Source organism: Pseudomonas sp. RC2C2 (assembly GCF_018390435.1).
Taxonomy (GTDB): domain Bacteria; phylum Pseudomonadota; class Gammaproteobacteria; order Pseudomonadales; family Pseudomonadaceae; genus Aquipseudomonas; species Aquipseudomonas donghuensis.
This window is the reverse complement of sequence record NZ_JAHBAX010000001.1, coordinates 2,885,170-2,900,699: the sequence shown is the minus strand read 5'-3', so window position 1 is coordinate 2,900,699 and position 15,530 is coordinate 2,885,170. Positions and strand designations below refer to the sequence as shown.

Annotated in this window: 17 protein-coding genes; 10 read left to right on the top strand and 7 right to left on the bottom strand. The window is 64.3% G+C overall.

Features of this window, described 5'->3' with window-relative positions; all coding sequences use genetic code 11:
- The first annotated feature begins 1 nt into the window (after position 1).
- A complete protein-coding gene (gene tspR, locus KHO53_RS13380) occupies positions 2-598 on the top strand; it encodes a type III secretion system genes modulator TspR (RefSeq protein WP_036995548.1) in 597 nt (198 codons plus the stop codon).
- Here the strand turns inward: tspR and KHO53_RS13375 are convergent.
- The 7 genes from KHO53_RS13375 to cobG form a co-directional block, all read right to left on the bottom strand.
- Positions 595-1,221 (bottom strand): hypothetical protein, encoded by a 627-nt coding sequence (locus KHO53_RS13375; protein ID WP_010221678.1) that lies wholly within the window; start codon positions 1,219-1,221, stop codon positions 595-597. The genes tspR and KHO53_RS13375 overlap by 4 nt on opposite strands.
- A complete protein-coding gene (locus KHO53_RS13370) occupies positions 1,214-1,900 on the bottom strand; it encodes a hypothetical protein (protein ID WP_036995547.1) in 687 nt (228 codons plus the stop codon). Before KHO53_RS13370 ends, KHO53_RS13375 begins: the two co-directional genes overlap by 8 nt.
- A 70-nt stretch (positions 1,901-1,970) precedes the next feature.
- Positions 1,971-2,666 carry a hypothetical protein gene (locus KHO53_RS13365; protein WP_010221676.1) on the bottom strand — a complete coding sequence of 232 codons (696 nt, stop codon included), beginning with the start codon at positions 2,664-2,666 and terminating at the stop codon, positions 1,971-1,973.
- Positions 2,667-2,768: 102 nt separating this feature from the next.
- Positions 2,769-4,469 (bottom strand): precorrin-3B C(17)-methyltransferase, encoded by a 1,701-nt coding sequence (gene cobJ, locus KHO53_RS13360; protein WP_213570388.1) that lies wholly within the window; start codon positions 4,467-4,469, stop codon positions 2,769-2,771.
- Positions 4,469-5,203: a precorrin-2 C(20)-methyltransferase gene (locus tag KHO53_RS13355; protein WP_374045236.1), complete on the bottom strand. Its 735-nt coding sequence runs from the start codon at positions 5,201-5,203 to the stop codon at positions 4,469-4,471. The genes cobJ and KHO53_RS13355 overlap by 1 nt, the downstream gene beginning before the upstream one ends.
- The gene (locus KHO53_RS13350) at positions 5,200-5,826 is read right to left on the bottom strand and encodes a precorrin-8X methylmutase (protein WP_010221672.1); all 627 of its coding nucleotides are present in this window, start codon (positions 5,824-5,826) and stop codon (positions 5,200-5,202) included. The genes KHO53_RS13355 and KHO53_RS13350 overlap by 4 nt, the downstream gene beginning before the upstream one ends.
- The gene (gene cobG / locus KHO53_RS13345; protein ID WP_283772000.1) at positions 5,819-7,153 is read right to left on the bottom strand and encodes a precorrin-3B synthase; all 1,335 of its coding nucleotides are present in this window, start codon (positions 7,151-7,153) and stop codon (positions 5,819-5,821) included. The genes KHO53_RS13350 and cobG overlap by 8 nt, the downstream gene beginning before the upstream one ends.
- Before the next feature lie 116 nt (positions 7,154-7,269).
- On the opposite strand from cobG, the gene cbiE reads away from it, so the two are divergent.
- The 9 genes from cbiE (at position 7,270) to KHO53_RS13300 (ending at position 15,425) form a co-directional block, all read left to right on the top strand.
- A complete protein-coding gene (gene cbiE, locus KHO53_RS13340; RefSeq protein ID WP_159388056.1) occupies positions 7,270-8,481 on the top strand; it encodes a precorrin-6y C5,15-methyltransferase (decarboxylating) subunit CbiE in 1,212 nt (403 codons plus the stop codon).
- Positions 8,474-9,571: a cobalt-precorrin-5B (C(1))-methyltransferase gene (locus KHO53_RS13335; protein ID WP_010221669.1), complete on the top strand. Its 1,098-nt coding sequence runs from the start codon at positions 8,474-8,476 to the stop codon at positions 9,569-9,571. The genes cbiE and KHO53_RS13335 overlap by 8 nt, the downstream gene beginning before the upstream one ends.
- Positions 9,568-10,281, top strand: a complete 714-nt coding sequence (locus tag KHO53_RS13330; protein ID WP_010221668.1) for a cobalt-precorrin-6A reductase — start codon at positions 9,568-9,570, stop codon at positions 10,279-10,281. Before KHO53_RS13335 ends, KHO53_RS13330 begins: the two co-directional genes overlap by 4 nt.
- Before the next feature lie 232 nt (positions 10,282-10,513).
- Entirely contained in the window at positions 10,514-10,951 is a 438-nt protein-coding gene (locus tag KHO53_RS13325; protein ID WP_010221667.1) for an NfeD family protein, read from the top strand.
- Positions 10,952-10,976: 25 nt separating this feature from the next.
- Positions 10,977-11,834 carry an SPFH domain-containing protein gene (locus tag KHO53_RS13320; protein WP_010221666.1) on the top strand — a complete coding sequence of 286 codons (858 nt, stop codon included), beginning with the start codon at positions 10,977-10,979 and terminating at the stop codon, positions 11,832-11,834.
- A 96-nt stretch (positions 11,835-11,930) separates the two neighbouring features.
- The gene (locus tag KHO53_RS13315) at positions 11,931-12,323 is read left to right on the top strand and encodes a DUF2946 domain-containing protein (protein WP_010221665.1); all 393 of its coding nucleotides are present in this window, start codon (positions 11,931-11,933) and stop codon (positions 12,321-12,323) included.
- A gap of 47 nt (positions 12,324-12,370) precedes the next feature.
- Positions 12,371-12,841, top strand: a complete 471-nt coding sequence (locus KHO53_RS13310; RefSeq protein WP_010221663.1) for a copper chaperone PCu(A)C — start codon at positions 12,371-12,373, stop codon at positions 12,839-12,841.
- A gap of 19 nt (positions 12,842-12,860) precedes the next feature.
- Positions 12,861-13,280 carry a DUF2946 domain-containing protein gene (locus KHO53_RS13305; RefSeq protein ID WP_036995534.1) on the top strand — a complete coding sequence of 140 codons (420 nt, stop codon included), beginning with the start codon at positions 12,861-12,863 and terminating at the stop codon, positions 13,278-13,280.
- 78 nt (positions 13,281-13,358) lie between these two features.
- On the top strand, positions 13,359-15,425 hold the full coding sequence (locus KHO53_RS13300; RefSeq protein WP_010221661.1) for a TonB-dependent copper receptor: 2,067 nt from the start codon (positions 13,359-13,361) through the stop codon (positions 15,423-15,425).
- Positions 15,426-15,530 lie beyond the last annotated feature (105 nt).

Sequence of the window (15,530 nt, the reverse complement as noted above, 5' to 3'; positions counted from 1 at the left end):
CATGCTCCATGAGTTGTTCAGCGTCTACCTGAAAATGCTCGTGCTCTACAGCCCGTTCTTCGTGCTCTCGTGCTTCATCAGCCTGACCCGCGGCTACTCCAGCAAGGAGCGCAAGCAACTGGCCTGGCGTGTGGCAATCGCCGCGCTGATCGCCAGCGTGCTGCTGTACCTGTTCGGCCGGGTGATCTTCGGCATATTCGGCATCACGGTGGATGCGTTTCGCATCGGCGCCGGCAGCGTGTTGTTCATTTCGGCGCTGGGCATGGCCCAGGGAAAATCGGCGGTGCAAACCGACAATGTGCAGCAGGACGTGACCATCGTACCGTTGACCATACCGCTAACCGTCGGCCCCGGCACCATCGGTGCGCTGCTGGTGATGGGGGTTGGCCAGCCGCACTGGGATGACAAACTGCTGGCCATCGTCAGTATCGCCCTGGCCAGTTTCACCGTCGGCCTGGTGTTGTACCTGTCGAACCGTATCGAGCGGATTCTCGGCGACCAGGGGTTGCAGATTGTCAGCCGCTTGATGGGTTTGTTTGTCTGCGCCCTGGCGGCGCAGATCATCTTTACCGGGATCAAGGGTTACCTGGTGCCCTAGACCAGAAATGTGCCCAGGTTGCGCATACGACCGGCCTGGCGCATTTTTTCCACCTTGGCGCGCAGCTCCTGATCGAACAGCGCGACGTTGAAGCGCACCAGCTCGGCCTTGACCTGCCGGGTCTGGCGCTCGCGGAACAGAAAGCCGGCACGCGTCTGCGTAAGCGCCATCGATTCGTGATACAGCACCATGTCTACCTGCCCGGCCTTGCCTGGAGCACAGGGTAGCAATTGAAAAACCCCCGTTTTTTGCACCCGCTGCTCAAAATGCGCCAGCGCGTCGCGTGCGCCCCTGAGGGCCTCCAGGGTCCCGCCCATCGATAGTGCCAGTTCACTACCGCCGCTGGCCGCCGCAATGCTGCGCAGAGCCTTGTCGACGATGTTCGGTCGTTCACCGCCGGGCCAGTGCACCTCGCTTGCCTGAAGCGGGTCGTAACCGTAGAACATCAATTGCCGACGGTAATAGTTGAACCAGTCGTCGATCAGTCCCTGCTCGTAGGCATCACGGGTAACCATCTCGGCTGCCGATATGGCCAGTAGCACCGAATCGCGCTGCGCTGCGCTAACCTCGGGATGAAATGACAGGATGCTCGAGTCGGCGACCACGCCCGTTAGCTTACTCATGATTATCACCTTCAGGTTGACTGTCGAGCGCCATCACATAGTTGTGCTCCTGCTGCTTGCGCGCCATCAAACTGCGCAGATCGGCGCGCGAACCCTCGAACATCTTGCCATCCAACACAGCCGCCCCGCCGTTAATCACAACCTCGTTGCATAACACTTCGCCGGCCAACGACTGCTCGATTCCGGCCACTTCAGGCGCCTGTACGAGGGTAATGGAGATACTGCACAGGTCGATTACAGGACCGGGGTGTACCAGCCCGATTTCCATGATCAGAACTGCACCCGTATCGCGTGCCTCGAAAGTAAACCCACCAAAACACTCCAGGCCCTGTGCATCCCGAGTCAACGCCGCAATCCCTTGATCGATGATTGCACTTGCGCCGGTATATCGGGTTTCCAGCCAGAGTTGCAGAGGTTGGATCGCAGAGAGTAGCGAGCAATCAGATGCGGATTTGCTCTCATGATGGAACTTGGTGAAGATCCAGTCGCGTTCAGTCAGGGTGTTGCGATAGCGTTCGTACCACGTCTGGTAATTCAAAAAACGCGAGCCAGCGAACTTGTTCGCCACCAGTTGCGCATACAACACAGAGTCGAGTACCGCCTGGCGTTGATCCGGCAGTACGTCGGGGGCGATAAGCAACAACGAGCCACCATTCACCCATACACAATAGTCTTCCATGATCCCTCCTGGTCCAGTAGAAACTTGAATGTCAGGATGGCTAAAGCCTCCAGCCATCCCGACCGTCCAATCAGATATCGTGGAGGAGGACACGGCTCTGCTTGTGTTGTTTCAGCTTGTCGATAATGGCATCGCGAATGCTGTGATAGAGCTTGCGGTTCAGCATTAACGCTGCCGCTGCCTCGTAGGTATCAGAAGAGCTGCCCGCCCATTCGAACAAGGCCCAGTCAGCGTCTTTACCCGACTTGCTCGTCTGCACAGCACTTGTCACCAGCACGACGTCGTCGCTTTCGGTCACCAGGCAAGCGGCGAGGCCTACAGAGCCGGTTTTGCTATTGTCGGTCTTACGTTTGATTATTTGCTGAGCCTCTTCACTAAGGCCAAGCTTTTTCAGCGCCCCGTCAGCCAGCTTGCGCAGGGCCGTACCCGCCGGCCCGCCCAGAACAGCGCTGCCAATTCCGCTCACGGCTTTGGAGGCAATGGCGCCGATCTTGAGCGATTGGGATCCCGACTCAGTTTTTTGGTACTTCTGACGGACTACGACCCAGCCACAGTCCTGCATGACGCTGAGAAACTTCTTGAACCACTCTTCACACTGGGTATTAGGGTTGAAGAGTTTCCCGGCAACTTCGGAAGAAAACTGATAGGAGTCAATTACATCTTCACGGGTTGGATCTTTGATCTTGCCGGCAATGGCCAGCAGCGCGCCTGGAATAGCGATAGCCAGATCTTTAGAGGGCTCTTCTTTTTTAGCGACGTCGTTCATCTCGAATAATCCTTTATATGAAGCCCCGCTCGACATCGGCGGGAACTTCACACTATTCGAGACACGACCTTCGGTCAGGGCCGAAAGCCTTCCACGCCAGCATCAACCCTGCGCCGGATACCAGCGCGGGGTATAGACCCACTGCCCACCGTCCGCGCGGGCAAACTCGCAGGTAGTCGAGGACCCGACCAGCACCATGGTGCGCATGTCGACCATTTCCGGCTGCAGCTCACCGAGCGTGACCACCCTTAGCGTCTGCCCCGGCCTACCGATGTCGCGGCCAAGGACTACAGGGGTCAGGGCGGTGCGATGTTGGCGGACGATTTCCAGGGCCCGCCCAAGCTGCCACGGGCGCGAGCGCGAGATCGGGTTGTAGAAGGCCAGCGCCAGGTCGGCCTGGCAGGCCAGGTCCAGGCGCTTCTCGATGATCGACCAGGGTTTGAGGTTGTCCGACAGCGACAGCACGCAGAAGTCATGGCCCAAGGGAGCGCCGGCCTGCGCCGCAGTCGCCAGGGAAGCGGAAACACCGGGCAGCATTTCCAGCTCCACTGCATGCCAGTGTGGATCGCTCGACTCGTGCAATGCTTCGAGCACCGCCGCAGCCATGGCAAACACACCTGGGTCGCCCGAAGACACCACCACTACCGAGCGTCCTTGCGCCGCCAGCTCGAAGGCGTGCCGGGCACGCTGCATCTCTTCGCGGTTGTCGGTGCAGTGCAGCACCTGATCGGCACGGAACGGCCCGGCCATGCGCACATAGGTTTCATAGCCGAGCACATCGTTGGCTCGCGCAAGCTCCGCCTTGACCGCCGGCACCATCAGGTCGGCAGCGCCAGGCCCGAGGCCGATCACCGCCAGGCGCCCGCGGGCGCGGCCGATGTGCTGCGGGTCGATCGGCTGGTTCGAGACCACGATGGCCAGGCCATCGCTCACCGGCTGCGGTGGCAGCAATTGCGGCATTGCCTGAGCGGCCAGGGCACTGGCATCGCCGGCACCCGGGGCAAAGCGCAGTGCCACGCCCAGCTCGGCTGCAGCCGCGTGCAGGTCTGGGTTGGCCATGTGCTGCTCTGCTGCCAGCAGGCAGGCCAGCGCCGGCTCGGCAATCCGTGCTGCCTGCAGAGCAGTGCGAATGGCCTGGGCCAGCTCCGGCAGCACCTCGCTGACTGCCACCAGCACACAGCGCGGATAGATCACCAGCTCATTGGCAGAGGCTTCACGGGCGTCACAACCGACATGAATCGCCAATTGCGCCTGCTCGCTTTGCGGCAGCTGCGCCTGTTCAAGCCAGGGCGCGGCGCCGTCAATGCGCACGCTTTCACCGGCCAGCAGATCGGAAACGAAACGCTTGCCCAGCTCAAGGTCGGCCAGGGCATAACCGCTGGGCGGGTTGAGCAGGCAGGTACCGAAACGCAGCTCGCCACTGGTAGTGATCGCCGCCGCCACACCCAGGCCGGCACCGATTTCCCGGGCCATGAGATTGACCCCGCCGAGGCCGCCGAGCAGCGGCACCACGGCACTGCCATCCTCGGCCACCGCCAGTACCGGCGGCTCGGCGCCCTTCTCCAGCAACAGGCCGGCCAGGGTGCGGATGACGATGCCGGCAGCGCACAGGGCGATGATTGGCGTGTCTTGCTGATAGAGCTGGCGCACGGTAGCGCCGAACGCCTGGTAACTGCGGTCGGCGCCTTCGACCCGGCCTTCAAGGCCATGGATCAGCGCGTCCGGGTACAGCTGCTGGATCTTACGGGCAGTGGCCAGGCTGCCTTTGCCAAGGATGACGATGGCCGGGGCTTTACGGGTCATCAACCTTGCCACCTTTCACCGGGCACGATGATCAGCGAGAAGTATGGCGAGGACTGCGGATCGACCTCGTCCAGGGCGACGATCTTCTGGTTGGCCATGGTCGCCCGCTCCACATACAGGGCCCGTTCGGCCAGGCCGAGCTCGGCCAGCACATCGCGAACCTTGGGGAAGTTACGCCCAAGTTTCATGATCACCGCGGCATCGGCATCGGCCAGGCGGCGCTTGAGTTCATCATGGGGCAGCACGCCAGAGAGCACCGACAGGCTCTGGTTGCGATACACCAGCGGCGCACCGAGCACCGAGGCGCCGCCGAGCATCGAGCAGACCCCCGGGATCACCTGGGCTTCGTAGCGTTCGGCGAGACGGTCATGCAGGTACATATAGGAGCCGTAAAAGAACGGATCGCCTTCGCAGATCACCGCCACGTCGCGGCCGGCATCCAGGTGCGCGGCAACCTCAAGGCTGGCGGCATCGTAAAAATCGCTGATGACCTGTTCATAAGACAACGGCGCCGGCAGCACTTCGGTGGTCACCGGGTACACCAATGGCAGCAAGGTCTGGGCTTCCTGCAGATGGCTTTCGATGATGCCGAAGGCGTTGCCGCGCTTGCCCTTGGCAACGAAGTAGGCCACCACTGGCGACTCGCGCAGCAGGCGCAATGCCTTGACGGTGATCAGTTCCGGGTCGCCGGGGCCGACGCCCAGGCCCAGCAAACGTCCACGAGCCTGCATCATTCGACCTCCGTGGCCAGCGCATTGACCGCCGCGGCGGCCATGGCGCTGCCGCCCAGGCGCCCCTGCATGATCACGAACGGCACGCCACGGCTGTCGGCGGCGAGCATCGCCTTGGACTCGGCGGCGCCGACAAAGCCCACCGGGAAGCCGAGGATCAGCGCGGGTTTGGGCGCGCCGGCGTCGAGCATTTCCAGCAGGTAGAACAGCGCAGTCGGCGCGTTGCCGATCACCACCACGCTGCCTTCCAGGTGCGGCCGCCACAGCTCCAGGGCCACCGCCGAACGGGTGTTGCCCAGCTCACGGGCAAGCGCCGGCACCTGCTCGTCGCGCAGGGTGCAGATCACCGGGTTGTTGGCTGGCAGGCGTGCACGGGTAATACCCTCGGACACCATCCGCGCATCGCAAAGGATCGGCGCGCCGGCGGCCAGGGCATCGCGCCCGGCCTTGCCGGCACCCGAAGAGAACTGCAGGCCATCGATCGCATCGACCATGCCGCAGGCGTGAATCACGCGGACCGCGAGCTTTTCCAGATCGGCCGGGATGCGATCGAGCCGGGCTTCCTCTCGAATGATCGCGAAGGAATTGCGATAGATCTCCTGACCATCGCGGATGTAATCAATCATCAAGGGTGCTCCGTGAGCCGGCGTCTAGCAGTGCGCCGGCTTCTTTTAGTGTGAGGTTGCGTGCGCGCAGGCGGCCGAAGCCCGGCTCGGTTGCGTCACGCAGGTACAAGTCGTAGTGGCCGGGGCTTTGCGCCAGCAAGGTGGCGTGCGCCACGTGGGCCATGGCGCAAGAGCGCGGACAGCCACTCAGGTGCACGCTGGCCGGGGCACCGGGGGCCAGCAGAGTCGCCAGCAGGCGGGCATCGCCCTTGGTTTCGGCCTGGCCTTTGGCGCAGCCGGCGGAACCGGTGCAGGCGACCAGACGGGACAGTTGTTCACTCGCCGAGACCAGCAGCCCCAGTTGGGCCAGACTCTCGCTGACCCGCTCGGCATGGCGCTGGGCAATAGCGGGCAGCAACAGGCTTTGCCAGGGGGTCATGCGCAGGGTGCCGTCGCCCTGTTCACGTGCTAGCCGGGCCGCGACGCGCAGCATCGAAGGGTTCAGGCGGCCCAGCGGCGCTGCGGCACCGACAGCGCTCAGGCCGGTTTGCAGTTGGGGATAAATGCCCAGATAGCTAGCCGCTGTCAGCGAGCGGCGCCATTGACAGACCGCTGCGTCAGCCCGGATCGGCAAGCCCAACCCGGCGGTAAAGGCCTGCGGTGCATGCTCGGCCAGCAACTGGCGCATCCGCGTCTGCTCAGGCCGGGCCAGATCGAGAAACCGCTCGAGCACCGCCAGTACCAGTTCGTGCCCGCGCGTCAGGGGCACGGCGCCCAGCGGCGCATCCTGGGCCGGGCAGCCCGCCAGGCCGAACGCCAGCCACAGTTCGTCGTCAAGCTTCAGCGGGCTGAGCCACAGGTCATGGGGGTGCTCGAGCATCGCCAGGGCCTCGCCGCCATCCAGCTGCACGGCGAACTTGGCCGAGAGCTGATGAAAGCGCGGGGTGGTTTCCAGCGACTGCAGCACCTGCTGCGCCAGTGGCCGGGTGTCGAGCAGCATCTGCGGATCGATGCCTGCGGTGGGGCTGAGCATCAGGTTGCGCACATCGTCGCCGGCGGCCTCGCGTGGCCCAAGGCTGGCAGCCAGCAGCAGCTCGATCAGCCCGCTATGGTCGCAGCCGATGCCGCGAATCTGCAGGTTGCCGCGGTTGGTGACTTCTATTTCACCCCCCGCATAGCGCTCGGCCGCAGTGGCAACGGCCTCGGCCTGATCCGCCGTCAGCGCTCCGCCTGCCAGCTTGATCCGGCAGATGCCGCCGTCCAGCGCCTGGACGATGCGCCACAACCCCGGACAGGCCGAGGGACGCAGCGAAGCTTGGGGCTGGTGGGCCGATACAGGCTGGTTCAAAAGGTCACCCGGCAATCGTGAAAAGGCACTTCAGTGTAGAAGGCGCGGTATTATGCCTGCTTTGTCCGAAGGCATGAAAAGCCTGCCGGTCGGATTGCGTTGAATTGAGGAAATCCATGTCGCCCTGGCTGACAGTAGTAGGTATCGGTGAAGACGGTTTCAGTGGCCTGGGCAAGAATGCCCGGCGCGCGCTGCTGGGCGCCTCACGGGTGTTTGGCGGCCAGCGCCAGCTGGATCTGCTGCCGCACTGCATCACTGGCGAACGCCTGCTCTGGCCCAGCCCTTTTTCCCTGGCGCCGGTCCTGGCCCTGCGTGGCGAACCGGTGTGCGTGCTGGCCAGCGGCGACCCGATGTTCTATGGCGTGGGCGCAAGCCTTGCGCGGCAGCTCGATGTCAGTGAAATGAACGTGCTGCCGATGCCCTCCTCCTGCGCCCTGGCCGCCGCCCGCCTGGGCTGGCCGTTGCAGGAGGTACTGAGCCTTTCGGTGGTGGCGCGGCCGATCGCGGCGCTCAACGCTCATCTGTACAGCGGCATGCGCCTGCTGGTGCTGAGCAACGATGGCAGCAGCCCGGCTGCCATCGCCGCATTGCTGCGTGAGCGCGGTTTCGGGCCGAGCCGGCTGCAGGTCTTCGAGCACCTTGGCGGCAACGCCGAACGCCGACTCGAGGGCACTGCCGAGCACTTTGCGCACACACAGGTTGCCGACTTGAATCTGATCGCCATCGAATGCCTGGCCGCACCCGATGCGCCGCGCCTGTCGCCCCTGGCAGGTCTGCCGGACAGCGCCTTCAAGCACGATGGCCAGCTGACCAAGCGCGATGTGCGTGCCATTACCCTGGCGCGCCTGGCGCCGCGACCGGGTGAACTGCTCTGGGATGTCGGCGCTGGCAGCGGCTCGATCGGCATCGAGTGGATGCGCGCCCACCCCAGTTGCCGGGCGCTGGCCATCGAGTCCGATGAGGGGCGCCAGCAGTTGATCGAACACAACCGCGATGCCCTCGGCGTGCCCGGCCTGCAATTGATCCGCGGCCGCGCACCGATGGCCCTGCAGGGCCTGGAGCGCCCTGATGCCATTTTCATCGGCGGCGGCGTGACCCGCGCAGGCGTGTTGCAGCATTGCTGGGAGCAACTGCGCCCGGGCGGGCGTCTGGTGGCCAATGCCGTGACTCTGCAAAGCGAGCTGGCCCTGGTCAACTGGCGCGAGCAGCATGGCGGCGAGCTGACCCGCATCCATATCGCCCAGGCGCAACCGCTGGGCGAGTTCGATACCTGGCGCCAGGCCCTGCCGATTACCCTGCTAGAAGCGGTCAAGCCTGTCGATGCGTGACGAGACCCGGGAACAACCCGCCCCGCTGCGCAGCGGCCTGACCACCGGCAGCTGCGCCACCGCTACCAGCCTCGCAGCGGCCCGCCTGCTGCTTGCCGGCGAGGGCAATGACGCCGTGCACATCACCCTGCCCAAGGGCAAGGTGGTGCAGATGCGCCTGGAGTTCTGCCGCCTGCTGGAGGATGGCGCCGAGGCCGGCACCCTCAAGGATGCCGGCGATGACCCGGACGTTACCCACGGCGCCCTGCTTTACAGCCGCGTGCGTTTACAGGCGGAGCCTGGCGTACGCTTTGTCGCTGGCAAGGGCGTCGGCACGGTGACCCGCCCCGGGCTGGTACTGGCGGTTGGCGAGCCGGCCATCAACCCGGTACCCCGGCGGATGATGACCGAACACCTGCAGCGCCTGGCCGCCGAACACGCTTACGCAGGCGGGTTCGAGGTCACGGTGAACGTCCAGGACGGTGAAAGCCTGGCGCTGAAAACCATGAACCCGCGCCTGGGCATTCTTGGCGGCCTGTCGATCCTCGGCACCAGCGGCATTGTCCGGCCGTTCTCCTGCTCGGCCTACATCGCCTCGATCCACCAGGGCATTGACGTGGCGAAAACCAACGGTTACCAGCACATCGCCGCCTGCACCGGCAACGCCAGCGAAGACACCATGCGCCGAGTCTACAACCTGCCGGAAATCGCCCTGATCGAAATGGGCGACTTTGTCGGCGCGGTGCTCAAGCACCTGCGCAAAGTGCCTGTGGATAAACTCAGCCTGTGCGGTGGCTTTGGCAAGATCAGCAAGCTGGCCGCCGGGCACATGGACCTGCACAGCCGCCATTCGAGCATCGACCTGCCGCAACTGGCCGACTGGGCGGCGGCGATCGGTGCCGACGACGCCTTGCAAGACGCGATTCGCCAGGCCAACACCAGCCAGCAGGCGCTGGCCCTGGCCAGCGCCGCCGGCGTTGCCCTGGGCGACGCGGTCTGCGCCCATGCCCTGGCCTTTGCCCGCAGCGTAGTACCGGCGCAGGTGCAGGTGGAGGTGTTTGCCATCGATCGCCAGGGTGGCATCGTTGGCCATGCGGGGGGCTTTGCATGAAACGCATCCTGTTGCTCGGCGGCATCACCGAAGCCCTGGCCATTGCCCGCACCCTGGACCCGCAGCACGTCTACAGCCTGGCCGGAATTGGCCGGGTGCCCACTGACCTGAAGTGCCAGGTGCGGGTCGGAGGCTTTGGCGGTGCCGAGGGTTTGGCCGCTTACCTGCTTGCGCACAACATCGATCTGCTGATCGACGCCACCCACCCCTACGCCGCCCGGATCAGCGCCAACGCCGCTCGCGCCGCGCAGCTCACCGGCGTGCCGTGCTGGGCTTTGCGCCGCCCGGCATGGCAAGCCCAGGCCGGCGATGACTGGCGCGAGGTGGCCGACTGGGCCGAGTTGATCGATGCCCTGCGCCCGTTCCAGCGGCCGCTGTTCACCCTCGGCCGTGAGCCGCTGCAGCATCTGCAGGAAATTCCCGCCCATCAGTTCTGGACCTTGCGCGCCCTTGAAGCCTGCCCTGGCAATGAGCGCTGCGAAGTGATCGGCGCACGCGGGCCGTTTCACCTGGACGACGAACGCGCGCTGTTCGAGCGGCGGCAGATCGATGTGCTGATCAGCAAGAACAGTGGCAGCGGGGCGACCGAACCCAAACTTGAAATCGCCAGGCAACGGCGAGTGCCGGTGTTGATCCTCAAGCGACCGGAACTGCCGCCAGTCGACAGAGAATTCTTCAGCCCTTCAGAGCTATTGGCAGACCTGCCTTGATGGATTTGCTTGCACCACAACCTGTGGGAGCGGGACTTGCCAGCGATCGACTGCAGAGCGGTCGCAATCCAGACAACACAGCTTTATCGCCTAGCCTGGCCTCATCGCTGGCAAGCCAGCCCCCACAGAAGGCGAGCTATATTTTAGGAGGTTTCTTACTGGGTTGATTTGCCCCATCCCCACCCCACTGCCTTACACTACGCCCCTCCTCACCCCGGAAGACTTCACCCATATGGAAATGCAATGGTGGATCTGGCTGGTATTCGGTTTCGGCCTTGTAGTGCTTGAACTGGTCCTGCCAACCTTCTTCATCCTCTGGTTCGGCATCGGCGCCGTGCTGGTTTCGTTCATCGCTTTTCTGGCGCCGAGCCTGCAACTCGACATGCAAATGCTGCTGTGGGTGGTGTTCTCATCCATCACCACGCTGTTGTGGTTCAAGGTGTTTCGCAAGAAGCAGCCAGACACCCGCTGGACCGCCGACAGCGTGATCGGCGAGGTCGGCCTGCTCACCGCCACGGTCTCTGAATTCCAGAAAGGCCGCGTGCGCTTCCAGAAACCCATCCTGGGCAACGAGGAGTGGATCTGCGTTGCCGATGCCGAGATCCCCTCGGGCGAGCGCGTGCGCATCACCGCCATCGAAGGCAATACCGCCCGGGTTACCCGGGCCTGATCAGCAAAAAAGGAAGCTTTGACTCATGACCAGCCTTATCGTCGTCGGCACGATCGCCGCATTCGCCCTCCTCACCCTGTTCAAGGGCGTGCGCATCGTGCCCCAGGGCGAGGAGTGGATCGTCGAGCGCCTGGGCCGCTACCACAGCACCCTCAAGCCAGGCCTGAACCTGCTGATCCCGTACATGGACGTGGTCGCCTACCGCCTGCCGACCAAGGACATCATCCTCGATGTACAGCAGCAGGAAATCATTACCCGCGACAACGCGGTGATCGTCGCCAACGCCCTGTGCTTCGCCAAGGTCGTCGACCCGCAGAAGGCCGCCTACGGTGTCCAGGACTTCACCTTCGCAGTGACCAGCCTGACCATGACCTCGCTGCGCGCCATCGTCGGCGCCATGGACCTGGACGAAGCGCTGTCGAGCCGCGAACAGATCAAGGCGCGCCTGCGCGAAGCCATGTCCGAGCAGACCGAAGACTGGGGCGTGACCGTGCGCTCGGTAGAGATCCAGGACATCAAGCCGTCGCAGAACATGCAGGCGGCCATGGAGCGCCAGGCCGCCGCCGAGCGTGAACGTAAAGCCGACGTCACCCGGGCCGAAGGCGCCAAGCAGGCCGCCATCCTTGAAGCCGAAGCGCGCCAGCAGGCAGCCAAGCTCGACGCCGAAGCGCAGATCAACCTCGCCGAAGCCTCGGCGCGTTCGATCACCCTGGTCAAGGACGCGGTGGGTACCGAGATCACCCCGGCAATGTACCTGCTGGGCGAGCGTTACATCGGCGCCATGGAGAGCCTTGCCAGCAGCGACAACGCCAAGGTCGTGGTGCTGCCCGCCGACCTGCAGGAAACCGTGCGCGGGCTGATGGGCCGCAACAAGCAGGCCTGATGCTGGCCGGGTGTGCGGCACTTCACCGCACCCCCGGTAATTTTCCCTATACTGGGCGTTACAATAGCCACCTCTGATTCCTGACCGGATCTTTCCATGTCCCCATATCGGCCCGCCATTGCCTGGATCGCCTGCTTCGCAGTGCTGTTCAATCTGCTGGCCATGCCGTTGGCGTCCGCAGCCCCCAAGGGGCCGGCCGAACAACTGCTATGGGGCGCCTTCTGTTCGAGTGTCGGCGGCAAGGCCAAGGCGCAAATCATTGCCCTGGGCAAGATCGACCTCGGCCAGCAAGGCGATGATCACTCCAGCATGCAGCACTGCTGGTGCTGCTCTGGCGCAGCGCCCTTGCTGGCATTGCCTGGCCACCCACCACGCTTGCTGATGCCCAGCCAGGATTTCGCCCGTGCGCCTGCGCTGCTTGCCATCCACCAGCCGACACCCCGGCAACAGTGGCCGGCCCTCAACCCACGCGCCTCCCCTCTGGTCTGAGTTCACTGCGCTACCTGCTGCGAACCTGAATCGACTGGAGAATCACCATGTTCAAGAACGCCCTGCTGCTGGCCGCACTGATGCTGCCGGCGACCTTTGCCAATGCCCATGAATACACCGTAGGCGAGCTGCATATCGCTCACCCGTGGTCGCAGGAACTGCCGCCCAACGCGCCCAACGTGGCGGCCTATTTCGTCGTGCATAACAACGGCAAGACGGCCGACACCCTGCTCAGCGTCAACAGCCCGATCAGCGACGATGCCCAGTTGCACGAGCATGTGCACAAGGACGGCCTGATGAAAATGCAGCAGGTACAGAGCGTCGACGTCCCTGCCGGTGGCGACCTGAAGTTCGCCCCCGGTGCCTACCACGTGATGCTGATGCAGCCCAAGGACCGCAGCCTGCTGGCTGATGGCAAGCGCTTCCCGCTGACCCTGCATTTCAAGAACGCCGGTGATATCACCGTCGAGGTCGCGGTACAGAAGCAGGCACCCGAGGAAGCCGCCCACAGCCATTGATCGCTGAAGGCTGCCCGGCGTGACGATCGCCCGCAGCAGGTTCAGCCACACCGCGCGTCCTGAGTCGAGGACGGTTCGCGGCAGCTGGCTGAGCCTGTTCGCCATGTTGATGATCTTTATCGGCCCACTGGTTTCCCAGTCGATGCCGATGGATCACCGTGCCATGCCGGCCGGCATGAGCATGGACAGCGCTGCCGATTATTGCCATGCCGACAGCCACCACGGTGGTAGCCCGGCGCTGAAGGTGATCTGGGAGAAGTGCGGCTATTGCAGCCTGTTCTTCCATTGCCCGGCGCTGCCCCAGGCCCTGAGCCTGCTCAACACCGAAGCCGTTCCCGCCAGCCACCGACTGCTCGTCCACCCGCGCCAGGGCCATGCCCGGCAGACGGTATTCCCCGGCGCCCGCAGCCGCGCGCCGCCTTCCCCCATCGTCGTCTGAGCCCACTACCTGCGCCCGAAGTCCGGCAACTGCCGTCGACTGCGCGCACCCTTATGACTGATCGATGTTGGAATCATTATGTCCGGCTGCACCGCTGTTTTTCGTCTGTCCCTGCAAGGGACCATCGCCGTGATCTGCGGCACCCTGCTCAGCCCCCTGGCCCTGGCCGCCAACCAGGCCCAGGACACGCATGTCCATGACCAGGCCGAACTGAGCCCGACGGTGATCACCGCCGTGGCTCCCAGCTCGCCACTGACCATCGTCACCAACCCCAAGGACCCACGCCAGCCGGTACCGGCCAGTGATGGCGCCGACTACCTGAAAACCATCCCGGGCTTTTCGGCCATTCGCGCTGGTGGCACCAATGGTGACCCGGTCCTGCGCGGCATGTTCGGCTCACGCCTGAACATCCTCACCAACGGCGGCGTGATGCTCGGCGCCTGCCCCAACCGCATGGATGCCCCGACTTCGTACATCTCGCCGGAAACCTACGACCGCCTGACCGTGATCAAGGGCCCGCAAAGCGTGATCTGGGGCCCGGGCGCCTCGGCCGGGACCATCCTCTTTGACCGCGAGCCGGAAAAATTCGGCGAGCTCGGCAGCCGCGTCAACGCCAGCCTGCTGGGTGGCTCCAACGGCCGCTTCGACAAGGTGCTGGATGCCGCCGCCGGCAATCGCTACGGCTATGCGCGTTTCGTCGGCAACCAGTCGCGCTCCGATGACTATGAAGACGGCAATGGCGACACCGTGCCGTCGCGCTGGGACAAATGGAACGGTGACGTCGCCCTGGGCTGGACGCCGGACGCCGACACCCTGGTGGAACTGACCGCCGGCAAGGGCGACGGTGAAGCCCGCTACGCCGGGCGCGGCATGGACGGCTCGCAGTTCAAGCGCGAAAGCCTTGGCCTGCGTTTCGAGAAGTCCAACATCGGCGAGGTCTGGGACAAGCTCGAAGCCCAGGTCTACTACAACTATGCCGACCACGTGATGGACAACTACAGCCTGCGCACGCCCTCGGGCATGGGCATGATGGGCATGCCGATGGTCAGCAACGTCGACCGACGGACCCTTGGCGGGCGAATCAAGGGCACTTGGCGCTGGGATGACCTGCAACTGATCAGCGGCATCGACGCGCAGACCAACGAACACCGCCAACGCGGCGGCATGGGCATCGATGCGCACAAGCACATGGCCTGGACCAAGGACGCCGACTTCCACAACTACGGGGTGTTCGGCGAACTGACCTGGTACGCCGCCGAACAGGACCGGCTGATCACCGGCGCGCGCCTGGACCGTGCATCGGCCAAGGACTACCGAGCCACCAGCGCCACTCGCGACAATACCCGCGCCGATACCCTGCCCAGCGGTTTTATCCGCTACGAGCATGACCTGGTGGACGTTCCCGCCACCACCTACGTCGGCCTCGGCCACGCCCAGCGCTTTCCCGACTACTGGGAGCTGTTCTCGCCCAAGTCCGGTCCGGCCGGTTCAGTCAACGCCTTCGACAGTATCAAGCCGGAGAAAACCACCCAGCTCGACTTCGGCATCCAGTACCAGACCGAGACCATCGACGCCTGGGCCTCGGGCTATGTCGGGCAGATTCGCGATTACATCCTCTTCGACTACCGGCCGGGGATGATGGGCATGCCCAGCTCGCGCGCGCAGAACATCGACGCGCGGATCATGGGCGGCGAACTGGGCGCGGCGTACAAGTTGACCAGCAACTGGAAAGCCGACGCCACCCTCGCCTACGCGTGGGGCAAGAACAGCAGCGACGGCAAGGCACTGCCGCAGATGCCACCGCTGGAAAGCCGCCTGGGCCTGACCTACAGCCGTGATGTGTGGAGCGCCGGCGCCTTGTGGCGCCTGGTCGCGGCACAAAACCGCATCGCCGAGAATTCCGGCAACGTGGTGGGCAAGGACTATGAGAAGAGCGGCGGTTTCGGCGTGTTCTCGCTCAACGGCGCCTACAAGGTCAGCAACAACCTCAAACTCAGTGCCGGGGTCGACAACCTGTTCGACAAGGCGTACGCCGAACACTTGAACCTGGCGGGCAATGCCGGCTTCGGCTTCCCGGCCAGCGACCCGCAGCCGATCAATGAGCCGGGGCGTACGTTCTGGACCAAGGTCGACCTGAGTTTCTGACCCACCCCGGGCGCGATTACTGATCGCGCCTTCCCCAGGCAACACGGGAGCGGGCTTGCCCCGCGAGACCCTGCGACTGAAGAACCGCTATCGCGGGGCAAGGCG